The following is a 13,819-nucleotide window of genomic DNA, read 5'->3' as shown; positions in this document are numbered from 1 at the left end:
TTCCGCCCGCTGGCCTGGCGTGCCATCGGTTAACGGAGCCATTTTCAGCAGAATGGCGCGAGCCGCGCCAAGTTGCAAGCGCGCGCAGGCGGTGATGACTGATCAGATTCGTTCGCGTCCACAAAATGTTTACCTTTGCGATTAACGCTTCTCTCAAAGGTTTTGGGCAGATTCTCGATGATGGTCGGGGAGCTCAATCGAAAAGTCGAATCTGTCGACCCTGTTCCCTCCGGCGGAGCGCCGGGAATCCGCGATGTTTTAACCAATGAGCCGATTGAGGTTAACCTGCGCGGACGCAGCGAACGACGCGGGTTTGATCGCAATCGCACCGAACAACTCGATGGGCTGACCCGCGCGATTACATTGCCTGCGGAGCGTCGCCTGTTCAACCTGCCACTTCAGTCCGGCGGCATGGCCGTGTGTCTGCTATCAGCGTTTGCGGTCGCGGCTGGCGTGGCGCAGGGTTTGCCATCGGCAACGACGGGCGCAGCGGCACTGGTATCCGTGGCCATGATCGCCTGCGGGCCGCTGTTTGCCGCGATTGAGCGCAAGGCCGAGGGATCGCACGCTGCGTGTATGCTGGTTGTTCTGGCGGCAATTGTGCTGCCAATGGCCTGCGCGGGCTATGCCTTGGCGTCGTGGGTAGGCGAGGGCCTGCCGTGGCAATGGGCGGCGGCAACGCTGCTGTGCATCAACGCGGCTTCGGCCTTGTTGTTCAAGGCGCGCATCACGTCGCTGTTTTTCGCCAAGATTGCCAGTTGGGCGGGGTTTGCTGTCATTGCCCCCGGCGCTTTGACATTTGCTGCCCTGACCGGTGCGGCAATCGCATTGGCGTTGATCGCGCGGTTCCAATGGGCAGTTTCCGAGCGGAATAGGCTGGAGCGTGAGGCGCGTGAACGTGTCGCCGCGCGGGCCGAGGATATCTTGCGCAGCTTTGAGGAGACGGGGCAGGGCTGGTTCTGGGAAATCGACCGGCGCGGTCTGATCACCTATATTTCGCCCAGGGCCGCGCTGGCTCTGGGAAAGACTGCCGACGCGCTGTGCGGGCTTCCGTTGAGCGAGATTTTCCATTCCGGCGCCGGAACACATGATGCCGCGCGCACGCTTTCCTTTCACCTGTCGGCGCGTTCCGCTTTCCGTGATGTCGAACTGCGCGCCGCGACCGATAACGAAGAACGCTGGTGGGCGCTGACTGGGCGGCCGGTATATGATTCCTACAAGAATTTCTGCGGCTTTCGCGGCCACGGCACCGATCTTACGGAACAGCGTCGCAGCGAACAGCAAGTTTCGCGATTGGCCCATTTTGATTCGCTGACCGGGCTCGCAAACCGGGTGCAGATGAGCCAGGTGCTTGAACAGATCCTTGCCGCGCCGAGCGCGCGTGAACGGGCCTGCGCCGTGCTGATGCTTGATCTTGACCGCTTCAAACAGGTCAACGATACGCTCGGCCATCCGGCGGGCGATGCCTTGCTGAAACAGGTGGCGCAGCGGCTCGAACGGGTGATTGATGGCGCGGGACGGTGCGGCCGGCTGGGTGGGGATGAATTCGAGGTCATCGTGCCCGGCCAGCAGGATCGCACCACACTTGGCCATATCGCGCGCGAGATTATCGCTGCGCTGTCGCAACCCTATGCGGTTCTGGGGCAAAGCGTGGTGATCGGCGCATCGGTCGGGATTGCGCTCGCGCCCGAGCATGGTTCGACCAGCGAAGAACTGATCCGCAATGTCGATCTGGCGCTCTATTCCGCAAAGGACGCGGGGCGCGGTGTGTTCCGGTTCTTTGCCGAAAATCTCCACGCCGCAGCCGAAGAACGCGCCGAGCTGGAACAGGATCTGCGCGACGCGATGGTTCGCGGCGAGCTTGACCTGCATTACCAGCCCGTGGTCTGCGCCGCGACCGAGAAGATTGTCGGGTTTGAGGCGCTGATGCGATGGAACCACCCCACGCGTGGCTGGCTTTCACCCGCCAAGTTCGTGCCGATTGCCGAAGATGCGGGCCTGATCGATCGGCTGGGACAATGGGCGCTGCGCACCGCCTGCGCCGATCTTGCGCGCTGGCCCAGCCCGATCCGCTGCGCCGTCAATATTTCGGCGTTGCAATTTGCCAACCCGGAATTGCCCACCATCGTTGCCAATGCCCTGGCGCATAGCGGGGTTGCGCCATCGCGGCTTGAACTTGAAATTACCGAGAGCGTGTTTCTGAACGACAACGCTGGAACCGATGCGATGTTCGCGGCGTTGAAGCGCGTCGGGGTGCGGCTGGCGCTCGATGATTTCGGCACCGGCTATTCATCGCTCGGCTATCTCAAGAAAGCGCCGTTCGACAAGATCAAGATCGATCGTAGCTTTGTGCAAGGTGCGACCGATCAAGACAGCCGCAACGGCGCGATCATCGCCTCGATCACGAGTCTGGCTGAGGCGCTGCACATGGAAACCACCGCTGAAGGGGTGGAGACGCTTGACGAACTGGAACTGGTGCGGCTGCTGGGTTGCAGCCACGTGCAGGGGCATATCTATTTCAAGCCGATGACTGCTGACGATGCGGCCGTGCTGGCGTCGGGCAACCTCACCGTTCAGCCAGATGGCCCGCAATCAGCGCGCGCCCCTCGTCAGAACCTGCTGCGCCGTGTCGTGGTGCTGGAAAATGGCGTTCGGCACGATGCGACGCTGCGCAATATTGCCGAAAGCGGCGCGATGATCGATGGCCTGTGGAATGTGCCGGAGGGATGCGAGGTGCAGATCGCATTTTGCCCGGGCCAAATGGTTGCCGGCAAAGTTCGCTGGGCGCGCGAAAGCCGCGCCGGGGTGGAATTCCACGAACCGCTCAAACGCCGCGCCGATGGCTCGTTTGAGGCGCTCGGCCCCTCGCATGGTAAAGGCACCCCATCCGCCGACCATTTGCCAAGTGTCACGCAAGCCACGGGTTCGCGGCGCAGAGGGGCAATCTTTAAGCAAGCAAATTAGGATAAAAATAACCATCGGGGTTTACCTCTGCCGAATGACGACTGGCGGCCACGCATGGTTGTCGCATTCGATGTTTGGAGGTCTTGCACGAGATGTCCCTCAAGGGTCTCTTGTCTTTGCGCAACAGTGCAGCATCGCGTTTGCTGCGTGCTCCGGTCGCCTCGGCTCTGTCCGATGGCGATCGTTTGGCTATGCTCGATGAACTTGAACAATCCGGGCTTGGCTGGTTCTGGGCAAGCGATGCCAGCGGCCAACTGACCTATCTTTCAAGTGCGATTGCATCCCGGCTGGAACTGCCTCTCAACGAGTTGCTGGGTCAGCCGCTGGTTTCGATTTTTACAGCCGCAGACCGGGAAGGGCGCGGCAAGTCGTTGCCGCTGATGCTGGCCGCACACAAGGCGTTTTCCGGAATGGCAGTGCACGCCGTGCGGCGTCAGGGCGGCGCTGTGCTGCGGCTGGCGGGGCACCCCCTGTTTACGCCGGACGGGCAGTTTGCCGGATTTCGTGGCACCGGCGCGGACATTACCGATGAATATCACCGCGAGGCGGAAACCGAACGCCTGACGCGGTTTGACACGCTCACCGGCCTTAGCAATCGCTACCGCATGGCGCAGCATATCGATGCGACGCTAACCGCGTTCAAGGCTGCGCGCCGCAATTGCGCGGTGATGATGATCGACCTCGATCGCTTCAAGCAGGTTAACGACACGCTTGGCCACGCGGCGGGTGACGAACTGCTCAAACAGGTCGCCGCACGGCTTGGGCGGGCGATTGATCGCGAATGCGAGATTGGCCGGTTGGGCGGCGACGAATTTCAGGTCATGCTGCCCGATATCGACGATCGCGGCGTGCTGGGCGATCTGGCGATGAAGATCATTACCATGGTGCGCCAGCCCTACAGCCTCGAAGAAGGGCGCTGCGTCATCGGCGCATCGGTCGGGATTGCGATTGCGCCGCATGATGGTGTCACCCGGGAAGAGGTCGTGCGTTCCGCCGACCTTGCGCTTTATGCCGCTAAGAACGGCGGGCGCGCGCAATATCGCTTTTTCTCTGGCGAGCTTGAAAACGAAACGATCTTCCGCAGGCGGCTCGAGCAGAACCTTGGGACTGCACTGAGCGAGGAACAATTGTTTCTGCGGTTCGAACCGATTGTCGACGCAGCCTCGCAATCGGTCTGCGCGCTCGAAGCCCATGTGTGCTGGGATCATGACGAGCGCGGGATCATCGACGAGGAGGAGTTTGCCCAAATCGTCGAAGGTTCGAGCCTGGCCGGCGATGTCGGCCGCTGGGCCGTCGCCGAGGCGTGCCAGCGCGCCGCGCTATGGCCTGAAAGCGTGTGGGTGGCAGTCGATGTGCCGGTGTCGCTTTTTCTTGCCGACGATTTCGTTGAACACGTGGCGCAGGCTGTGAACGCAGCAGGCATTGCTCCTGCTCGCCTTGAGCTTGAAATCAGCGAAGCGGTGTTCTTTGGCGATGCCAACATCGTCGATCACGCGCTCGCCGCGCTGTTCAAATTGGGCGTGCGCCTGACCCTCGATGAATTTGGCAGCGGCTATTCCTCGCTTGCTTACCTGCGCCGGGCGCCATTTGATTCGATCAAGATCGATGAAAAACTGGTGGCCGAAGCCGGGCGGGACGATAATCGCGAGCTGGGACTGGTGCGCGCCATCGTCGCTTTGGCCGGGGCGCTACAGATGGATACCATCGCCAACGGCATCGAAAGCGCGGTCTTGCTCGAATCGCTCAAGGATTGCGGGGTTCGCTATCTTGGCGGGCCGATCTTCAGCGAACCGGTCGATTACGATACCATCGAAGAGGAAATGGCCGGGGGCACGTGGAAGATCGTGCCCGGTGCCGACCGCTCCCGCCGCGCGCGGCGGCGAACGGTGTTCCGCAAGATTCAAGTCATCCATGATGATTACGCCTACGAAGTGACTCTGCGCAACCTGTCCAAGACTGGGGCCTTGATCCAGGGGTTGGCGGACGTGCCGAAAGGAACGCAATTCGTTGTCGATCTGGGCGGCGGGCAGTTGGCGGTGGCGACTGTTATCCGCAGCAATGGCGATGTTCAGGGGCTGGAGTTCGAACAATCGCTGATCGAAGATGGGGCGGGCGGGCTGTGCACGCGCAACCGGGTGTCACCCTATGCAATCGCCGCCGCCGGTTCGCCGCTCGCGGCGCTTGGCCCCGGCAACTTTCACGGGATCGAACAAAGCGGAGCAATTCCCAAGTTCGGTTACGCCATGCCGCCCCGCGCCGATCTGGGCTAGCATCGGGGCGCCCGGCCTGAGGCGCAAGGTGTTGCGTTTTTCTCGAATGACATCTGTTTGACCCGGCGCTAAGTCGCGGGCGATGACCGACCTCTCCAAAATCCGCAATTTTTCGATAATCGCCCATATTGACCACGGCAAATCCACCCTGGCTGACCGGCTGATCCAGTTCACCGGCGGGTTGACTGCGCGTGAAATGTCCGAGCAAGTGCTTGATAACATGGACATTGAAAAAGAGCGCGGGATCACCATCAAGGCCCAGACCGTGCGGCTCAACTACACCGCCAAGGATGGGGACACCTATCAGCTCAACCTGATGGACACGCCCGGCCACGTCGATTTCGCCTACGAAGTATCACGCAGCCTCGCCGCGTGCGAAGGCGCGCTGCTGGTCGTTGACGCCGCGCAGGGCGTCGAGGCGCAAACCCTCGCCAATGTTTACCAGTCGATTGAACACGACCACGAGATCGTCTGCGTCATCAACAAGATCGATCTGCCCGCCGCCGACCCCGAAAAGGTCAAGGCCGAGATCGAGGAGATCATCGGGCTTGATGCATCCGACGCGGTGCTCACCAGCGCCAAATCGGGCATCGGGATCGAAGACGTGCTCGAAGCCGTCGTCACCCGCATCCCCCCGCCCAAGGGCAAGATTGACGCCCCGCTCACCGCCAGCCTGATCGATTCCTGGTATGACCCCTACCTCGGCGTGGTCATCCTGGTGCGGGTGATCGACGGCAAGCTGACCAAGGGCCTCAACATCCGCTTCATGCAGGGCGGCACGCAGCATCTGGTTGACCGCGTGGGCTGCTTCACCCCCAAGCGCACCGACCTGAATGAACTCGGCCCCGGCGAAATCGGCTTCATCACCGCGCAGATCAAGGAGGTGGAGCAGGCCCGCGTCGGCGACACCATCACCACGGTCAAAAACGGATCGGACACCCCGCTGCCCGGCTACAAGGAAGTGCAGCCGGTGGTGTTCTGCGGGCTGTTCCCGGTGGACGCGGCGGACTTTGAAAAACTGCGCGAGAGCATCGCCAAACTTCGGCTGAACGATGCGAGTTTCTCTTTCGAGATGGAAAGCAGCGCCGCGCTCGGTTTCGGTTTCCGCTGCGGGTTCCTCGGGCTGTTGCACCTTGAAATCATTCAGGAACGCCTGACCCGCGAATACGACCTCGACCTCATCACCACCGCGCCATCGGTGGTCTATCGCATCCACCTTGGCCATACCAAGACCGAGGATGCCAAGACCATCGACATTCACAACCCCGCCGATTGGCCGGACGTGAACCGCATCGACGTGATCGAGGAACCGTGGATCAAGGCGGTGATCTACACGCCCGACGAATACCTCGGCAGCATCCTGAAATTGTGTCAGGATCGGCGCGGCATCCAGACCGAACTCACCTATGTCGGTGGCCGCGCGCAGGTGACGTATGAATTGCCGCTCAACGAAGTGGTTTTTGACTTTTACGATAGGCTGAAATCAATTTCGCGAGGCTATGCCTCCTTCGATTACGAACAGATCGGCACGCGTGAAGGCGATCTGGTGAAGATGAACATCCTCGTCAATGGAGAGCCGGTCGACGCGCTATCGCTGATCGTCCACCGCCACGTGGCGGAAGAACGCGGCCGCGGGATGTGCGAACGCCTGAAAGACCTGATCCCGCGCCACCTGTTCAAAATCCCGATTCAGGCGGCGATCGGCGGCAAGGTAATCGCCCGCGAAACCATCGCCGCCATGCGCAAGGACGTGACCGCCAAGTGTTACGGCGGCGACATCTCGCGCAAGAAGAAGCTGCTCGACAAGCAGAAGAAGGGCAAGGCGAGAATGAGGGAGTATGGAAACGTCTCAATCCCGCAGGAAGCCTTCATTGCCGCTCTACGTATGGGTGAAGAGTGATCTCTCTCATTCTGAGGATGCGGGAGCGCCCGAACGGCGGCCTGCCCCGGCGAAGGCCGGGGGGAATGTGAGCATTCCGCAGGAGGCGTTTATTGCTGCGCTGCGGATGGGGGAGGAGTAACCCCACGTCTCGTTCGCCCTGAGCTTGTCGAAGGGCTGTCCTTCACTTCTTTCCTCGGTTCAAAGAAAGTGCAGTGTTTCGACAAGCTCAGCACGAACGGTTTTTTAAAGAGTGGTCGCACTTCCCCCTTCTGCGAGCCGGAGGGCGACGTGCGCACAAGCGCACTTGAGGGCCAGCACAGTCTGCTCTAAGCTTCCGTATAACCATTAACATATTGAAGCGGGGCGAATATGGCGGGCATCACCATTCATTCCACAAACCTGGAAAACCTCGTCGTAGGTGAGTTGAATGTGAAGTGGAGTGCGCGTGGTGACCGCATTCTTCGTTACTATATTGACGTTCGTCACAAGCATCTCAACGTTCACAAGGAAGTGAGCGCACCCGAAATTTTCATCCTGCAAAGCAAAATGGACGCGCTTATGGCGTCATGGGATGATAAATTCGAGCATCTGACCAAGAAAAATAACATTGTTGCTGGGCACGCTGCTGCTGAAGAAATGACGGCAGACGCAATTCATAAGTTAGATGGCCTCGATACAATTCTTCAATATACACTCAATGTTGATGATCGTATTAATTGGGAAGAATTAAAGGATAAGAGTCAATATAATTATCCTAAGTCATTTCCAGATTCAAAACCCACCTCTCGGCCTGAGGTTAAACCTGTCTATAGCGAGCCGAAGATAGGCTTTTTTGATGTCGTCTTTGGGCGGAAATCAAGTCTCCTTGCGGCCGCTGAACAGAGCCACCAAGCGACAATTTCCGATTGGGAGGTGCGTGAAAAGCAGCGTGCCTCCAATCACGCAAATGCAATCGTCGCATGGGAGGCAAGCAGGGCTACCTTTTGGGCTGACCACTCGGCAAAAAGGGAGCAATTTGAGGTTGAGCAGGCTGCATCACATGCGGAAGTTGATCGCCTAAAAACCGAAGTCGCCCAAGGTAACGAGGATGCCGTCATCGAGCATGCGTCTTTGGTGCTTGAGGCGTCAGACTACAGGGGCTTATTTGAAAAATCATATTTAATTCAATATAATAGTGAGCAAAAGCTCATCAAGTTGGCTTACGATCTGCCCGCACCGGATGCACTCCCGAGTGTGCGACAAGTCAAGTTCGTAAAGGTGACGGGTGAATTGCGAGAAAGCCATATTTCAGAAAGGGACAAGAAGAATAATTTCGAAAAAGTATGTTATCAGATTTGCTTAAGAACCTTACACGAAATATTCGAAGCGGATGAATTCAACAATATTGAAAAAATTCTGTTCAATGGTTTTGTAAATTTCGTTGATCCCGCAAAAGGGGTTGAGCAACGAGTTTGCATTCTTTCTGTATTGGTTGGAAAGCAAATTTTTTCCGCAATCGACCTCGCTCGTGTCGAGCCGAAGGTATGCTTCAAATCGCTTAAGGGGGTTTCGGCAGCATCACTCTCAACCTTGGTTGCTATTCCGCCAGTGATGGAGATGGATACAGAGGATCGCCGGTTTATTGAAGCTCGTGAGGTCGGATCGACGATAAACTCTGAAACGAACCTTGCCTCTATCTCCTGGGAGGACTTTGAACATTTGGTGCGCGAACTCTTTGAGCGCGAATTCGAGTCCCGTGGAGGCGAGGTCAAAGTGACTCAATCAAGCAGTGACGGCGGGGTCGATGCTGTCGCATTTGATCCCGATCCGATTACGGGTGGCAAGATCGTCATTCAGGCGAAACGATATACTCGAACGGTTGGTGTTTCGGCCGTTCGTGACCTTTACGGGACAGTAATGAACGAAGGCGCGTCACGAGGCATATTGGTGACAACTGCCGACTATGGGCCTGACGCCTATAGCTTTGCTAACGGCAAGCCCATAACATTGATGAACGGGGCCAATCTGCTGCACATGATGGAACGTCATGGCCAAAAAGCAAAAATTGATTTGCGGGAGGCGCGCGAACTCGCGAACAATAAAGGATAATTTGCCACTGTTGGGGATGGTGCGCACCGGCTTGCAGCTTGGCCTTGCTACCGTCGAGAACACCCGCATCCGCCCCTCCCCCAATGGGGGAGGATTACCGCGCATCACGGCCCAAACCCATCATCCGTCAACGTCCAAACCGTCTTCGGCGGTCTCGGCTCCGGCGGCTTTCTCGGCCCCGGCGGTTCCATGTTGGGCCAGTCGTGCGTCGGAGTGACGTTGACCAGCGCGCGTTCGGCTTCGCTGGCGGCGGCGGCTTCGAGGTCGCGGTTGCGCAGTTCCGCAAACCGCGCCCATGCGGCGCGCGTTTCGTCTGACAGCTTGGCCCATGCGGCGGCCTGCTTGGCCTCCACCCGGCAGCGGATTGCGTTGATTTTGCGGTCGATGCTGGCGCGCGCTTCTTCGGGTGAGAGGTTGCCGCTTTCGCTCTCCCATTCCTTGCGCCATTGCTTTTTCAGCCGTTCGACCTGCATCGCGTCGACCGCGTTCATTGCCTTGCTGCCGCCATCGGCAAAGCGGTGCGGGGCGCGGTTTCTCAGCATGAACATCAGCAGCCGGTCGTTGTAACGGGTGCGGGTGCCGATCAGTGCGCCATAGGAATAGACCGGTTCCTCCACGCCGTTCAGCGCGCGGTCCATCGCCACATCCTCGATCCGCTGCACGCCGAGGTCGAGCGCCTTGTTCCACGCGGCGCGGAATTCCTCCGCCCCCGGCTGGCGGCGCAGGTAGTAGGCACCGGGCTGGCTCATATCGACCGCCTTGCACGCCGCCGCGACCGATCCGGTATCGGCCAGCGCCTCGATGAAGGCGATCTGGCGCTGCGGTGTCCAGCCGTCGTGGCGTTCGCATTGGCGCGGGACGGGGTTGAAGGCGGGCAGCTCTCCCACTGGAACGGGGAGGCGGGCGGTGCGGGGGTCTGATCGTCTGGTCATGGGGTAAGGTGCAGCACAAAACCTCAAGGTAGGAAAATGTGGGCGGCTGCGCACATGGTGTGCAGCTTCACTTGGCGTTCAGCGCGGGGCTGGTTATAGGGCTTCGCATGACAACCACACTCCCCTCCCGTATCGCGCGCGCAGCCTTGATTGCGGCGACCTTTGCCACCCTGTCGGCCTGCGCTGGCAGCACCGAGGGCAAGGACGTCGCCTACGTCGCGCGCGATGTCGAAACGCTTTATGCCGAGGCACAGCGGCGGCTTGACCGGGGCAACACCTTGCAGGCGGCGGCGCTGTTTGATGAGGTGGAGCGTCAGCACCCCTATTCCCCCTGGGCCCGCCGGGCGCAGTTGATGAGTGCGTTCAGCTATTACATCGCGCGCGATTACAACAAGGCGATCCAGAATTCGCAGCGGTTCCTGTCGATCCACCCCGGCAACAAGGATGCGCCCTATGCGCATTACCTGATCGCGCTGAGTTATTACGAACAGATCAGCGATGTGAACCGCGATCAGAAAATCACCGAGCAGGCGCAGACCGCGCTGCGCGAAGTCAACCGCCGCTTTCCCCAGACCGAATATGCCGCCGATGCGCGGTTGAAGCTGGATCTGGTGGCCGATCACCTTGCGGGCAAGGAAATGGAGATCGGCCGGCATTACCAGCGTTCGGGCCTGTGGCTGGCCGCCGATATGCGGTTCCGCAATGTGGTCGAAAAATTCGATACCACCAGCCACACGCCAGAGGCACTGTTTCGCCTGACCGAAAGCAGCCTCGCGCTTGGCCTGCCTAACGAAGCGGTCAAATATGCGGCGGTGCTGGGGACGAATTATCCCGGCAGCGTTTGGTACGAACGCGCGTTCAAGCTGATCGACAAGCACGCGCAGGACGTGACCGCCTCCTAGGCCATCAGCCGAGCCTTCGCAGCGAGTTCAGCCCCGCAAGCCGCCCATCAGGGCATATTTCAGTTCGAGATATTCGTCCATGCCGTGGCGTGATCCTTCGCGGCCCAAACCGGATTCCTTGATCCCGCCGAACGGCGCGACTTCGGTGCCGAGCAACCCTTCGTTGATTGCGACCATCCCGTATTCCAGCGCCCCCATCACCCGCCACGCGCGCGCATGGTCGCTGGTGTAGCAATAGCTGGCGAGGCCGGAGCGGGTGTCATTGGCGATGCGGATCGCCTCTGCTTCGTCGGCAAAGGGGATGATCGAGGCGACCGGGCCGAACACCTCCTGCTGCGCGATGTCCATGGCTTGCGTTACCCCGGTCAGCACGGTGGGGGTATAGAACTGCGCCCCGGCATTGTGCCTGCCGCCGCCGCACAGCCGGCTGGCCCCGCTCGCCATCGCGGCATCGGTCAGCCGTTCGACCTTTTCCAGCGCGCGGGTGTTGATCAGCGGGCCGATCTGGCTTTCAGGATCCATCCCGTTGCCGACCTTCAGTGCGCCTGCGCGCTCAGCCAGCGCGGCGGCAAAGCGATCATGCACCCCGCGCTGCACCAGCAGGCGGTTGGCGCCGATGCAGGCCTGCCCGGCGTTGCGGAACTTGGCGATCATCGCACCGTCCACCGCCGCATCCAGATCGGCATCGTCGAACACGATAAACGGTGCATTGCCGCCCAGTTCCATGCAGGCTTTCTTGACCGTGCTCCCCGCCTGTTCGAGCAGCAATTTGCCCACCGCGGTTGATCCGGTGAAGCTGATCTTGCGGATCACCGGGTGCGAACAGAACAGCTGGCCGACTTCGGCGGGCTGATTGCTCGGCACGATCCGCAGGATTGCGGCGGGAATGCCGGCCTGATGCGCCAGCGCTTCCAGCGCGAGCGCGGAGAGCGGGGTGAGTTCGGACGGTTTGATCACCATCGCGCAACCCGCTGCCAACGCCGGGGCGGATTTTCGGGTGATCATCGCCAGCGGAAAGTTCCACGGGGTAATCGCGGCGCAGGTGCCGACCGGCTCCTTGCGCACCAGAATCTCCTTGCCGGGAGCAAAGCTGGGGATGGTTTCGCCGTAAGCGCGGCGGGCCTCTTCGGCGAACCATTCGACGAAGCTGGCGGCATAATCGACCTCGGCCCGCGCTTCGGCCAGCGGTTTGCCGCATTCGAGCGTGCAGATTTCCGCGAGCTGTTCGCGCTGGGCCACGATGAGGTTGAACCAGTCGCGCAGCCGGGCGGCGCGCACGCGTGCGGTTTCGCCTGCCCAATCGCGCCGGGCGGCTTCAGCGGCGTGGATGATGCCGTCAATTTCCTGCGCGGAGTAGGTGCGCACCTTGGCCAGCAGCGCGCCCGTGGCCGGGTTCATCACCGCCAGGCCGCCTGCATCGTCAATCGCATCGGGGTTGAGCATCGAAAAGAGTTTCGTCATGTCGCCTTGCCTGCTGCGCCAGCGTGAAAAGCCCGCTGTGCTGTTCGCGTGGTGCTGTGCCGATTTTGCCCGGACTTGAAAAGGGCCGAGCGCGATTATTGCGCCAGCGGTTGACAGCGCGGCGGCGCGAACCTTAGGGCCGCGTGTCCGCGAAGCTGCGGATGATGCAACCCAGCCGACGGATTTTCTTTGACCGCTCTTTACGCCTTGCCCGATCACGAAGTGGTCTCCGGCCTGATTCCGGGGATCGCCAGCCGCACCCTCGGCGCAGAGGATGCCATTGCGGCGATCCACGCTGCGCCGGGAATGATCCCGGTTGCGATTGATCCCGAGGTTGACAGCGGCGGCAGTGGCAAGGTGTTCTGGGCTGACATTGGCGATTATCCCTATCGCGAATGGCAGCATATTTTCACCATCAGCACGCTGGCCGAGCAGGGCGTTTTGCGTGCGTCTTTCGTCACCGATTTTGCAATTTTGCAGGACGACCGCATCCTTGCCGATCCGATCGATCCGAGCGGTTTCATGTTCCACATTTCGCGCTGCGGTTCGACCCTGACCGGCAAGGCGCTGGCCCGCAGCCCGCGCCATCTGGTGATCAATCAGGGCGCGCCGTTGCAGCGCGGGTTCTGGGCCACGATCACGCGCGACTGGGCCGAAGATGCCGTCCCAAGCGCGGAAAATCTGCATGCGTTTCGCAATCTGGTGCTAGCGATGACCCGCCGCCGGTTTGCGCAGGAAGAACGCGCGTTCATCAAGTTCATTTCGTGGAACACGCTGTATATGGATTTTGCGCTGGCAGCGTTTCCGCAGGTTCCGGCGCTGTTTCTCTATCGCGATCCGGTGGAAGTCATCGCCTCGGTGCTGCGTGAAACCTCTGCCGTGGTGTGGGCCAAGGGGCGTCGGCAGGCCGGATTCCTGTCCGGGCAGGATTGGCGCAGCACCGCAGCGATGGATAAAATCGAATATCTGGCGCATTGCTTTGCCCGATATTTGCGGTTTGCCGCGCAGATGGAAGGGCGGGCGGCGCTGGTGAATTACACCGACATCAAGCCCGAAAAATTCGCTGATATTCTGGCGCGCGGGTTGAATTTCAGGCCCGATGCAGACCAGCTTGCGCTGATGCTCGAACAGTTCAACTTCCATTCCAAAGACGATAACAACCAGCAGCAGTTCACATCGGACAGCGCGCAAAAGCGTGCGTCCATTTCCGAAGCAGACCGGCGGCGCGTGGCGGAAATCTGCGGCGATGCGCTGGCGCAGCTCGATTCATCGCCCGCAAATCTCTTTCCGCGCGCGCAGGCCTTGGCATAATCGCCGTAA

Annotated in this window: 8 protein-coding genes; 6 read left to right on the top strand and 2 right to left on the bottom strand. The window is 60.2% G+C overall.

The features are described from left to right. The first annotated feature begins 177 nt into the window (after positions 1-177). The 4 genes from ACSSV3_RS10010 to ACSSV3_RS09995 all read left to right on the top strand — a co-directional run bounded on the left by ACSSV3_RS10010 (position 178) and on the right by ACSSV3_RS09995 (position 9,204). Complete coding sequence (locus ACSSV3_RS10010; protein ID WP_354324751.1) at positions 178-2,964, top strand: EAL domain-containing protein; 2,787 nt, start codon at positions 178-180, stop codon at positions 2,962-2,964. Positions 2,965-3,155: 191 nt separating this feature from the next. Beyond that, positions 3,156-5,234, top strand: a complete 2,079-nt coding sequence (locus tag ACSSV3_RS10005; protein WP_354324753.1) for a putative bifunctional diguanylate cyclase/phosphodiesterase — start codon at positions 3,156-3,158, stop codon at positions 5,232-5,234. An 82-nt stretch (positions 5,235-5,316) separates the two neighbouring features. Continuing rightward, complete coding sequence (lepA, locus tag ACSSV3_RS10000) at positions 5,317-7,134, top strand: translation elongation factor 4 (RefSeq protein WP_354324755.1); 1,818 nt, start codon at positions 5,317-5,319, stop codon at positions 7,132-7,134. A 351-nt stretch (positions 7,135-7,485) separates the two neighbouring features. Beyond that, positions 7,486-9,204, top strand: coding sequence for a restriction endonuclease (locus tag ACSSV3_RS09995; protein WP_354324757.1), 1,719 nt, complete (start codon positions 7,486-7,488; stop codon positions 9,202-9,204). Positions 9,205-9,308: 104 nt separating this feature from the next. On the opposite strand, the gene ACSSV3_RS09990 is transcribed toward ACSSV3_RS09995, so the two are convergent. Next, positions 9,309-10,136, bottom strand: coding sequence for a hypothetical protein (locus ACSSV3_RS09990; protein ID WP_354324759.1), 828 nt, complete (start codon positions 10,134-10,136; stop codon positions 9,309-9,311). A 107-nt stretch (positions 10,137-10,243) separates the two neighbouring features. Here ACSSV3_RS09990 and ACSSV3_RS09985 point away from each other — a divergent pair, with 107 nt between their 5' ends. Next, entirely contained in the window at positions 10,244-11,038 is a 795-nt protein-coding gene (locus ACSSV3_RS09985; protein ID WP_354324761.1) for an outer membrane protein assembly factor BamD, read from the top strand. Between the two features lie 27 nt (positions 11,039-11,065). On the opposite strand, the gene ACSSV3_RS09980 is transcribed toward ACSSV3_RS09985, so the two are convergent. Then, positions 11,066-12,499, bottom strand: a complete 1,434-nt coding sequence (locus ACSSV3_RS09980; RefSeq protein ID WP_354324763.1) for an NAD-dependent succinate-semialdehyde dehydrogenase — start codon at positions 12,497-12,499, stop codon at positions 11,066-11,068. Positions 12,500-12,688: 189 nt separating this feature from the next. Between ACSSV3_RS09980 and ACSSV3_RS09975 the strand changes: the two genes are divergently transcribed. Further along, entirely contained in the window at positions 12,689-13,810 is a 1,122-nt protein-coding gene (locus ACSSV3_RS09975) for a hypothetical protein (protein ID WP_354324765.1), read from the top strand. Positions 13,811-13,819: the final 9 nt, after the last annotated feature.

Source organism: Porphyrobacter sp. MBR-49 (genome assembly GCF_053628655.1).
Note: the sequence above shows the minus strand (reverse complement) of the source record. Positions and strands in the feature narration are given on the sequence as shown.

Bases quoted from the DNA above. Each gene is read 5' to 3' on its own strand.
- ACSSV3_RS10010 (WP_354324751.1), top strand. From the start codon at position 178: ATGATGGTCGGGGAGCTCAATCGAAAAGTCGAATCTGTCGACCCTGTT.
- ACSSV3_RS10005 (WP_354324753.1), top strand. From the start codon at position 3,156: ATGCTCGATGAACTTGAACAATCCGGGCTTGGCTGGTTCTGGGCAAGC.
- lepA (WP_354324755.1), top strand. From the start codon at position 5,317: ATGACCGACCTCTCCAAAATCCGCAATTTTTCGATAATCGCCCATATT.
- ACSSV3_RS09995 (WP_354324757.1), top strand. From the start codon at position 7,486: ATGGCGGGCATCACCATTCATTCCACAAACCTGGAAAACCTCGTCGTA.
- ACSSV3_RS09990 (WP_354324759.1), bottom strand. From the start codon at position 10,136: ATGACCAGACGATCAGACCCCCGCACCGCCCGCCTCCCCGTTCCAGTG.
- ACSSV3_RS09985 (WP_354324761.1), top strand. From the start codon at position 10,244: ATGACAACCACACTCCCCTCCCGTATCGCGCGCGCAGCCTTGATTGCG.
- ACSSV3_RS09980 (WP_354324763.1), bottom strand. From the start codon at position 12,499: ATGACGAAACTCTTTTCGATGCTCAACCCCGATGCGATTGACGATGCA.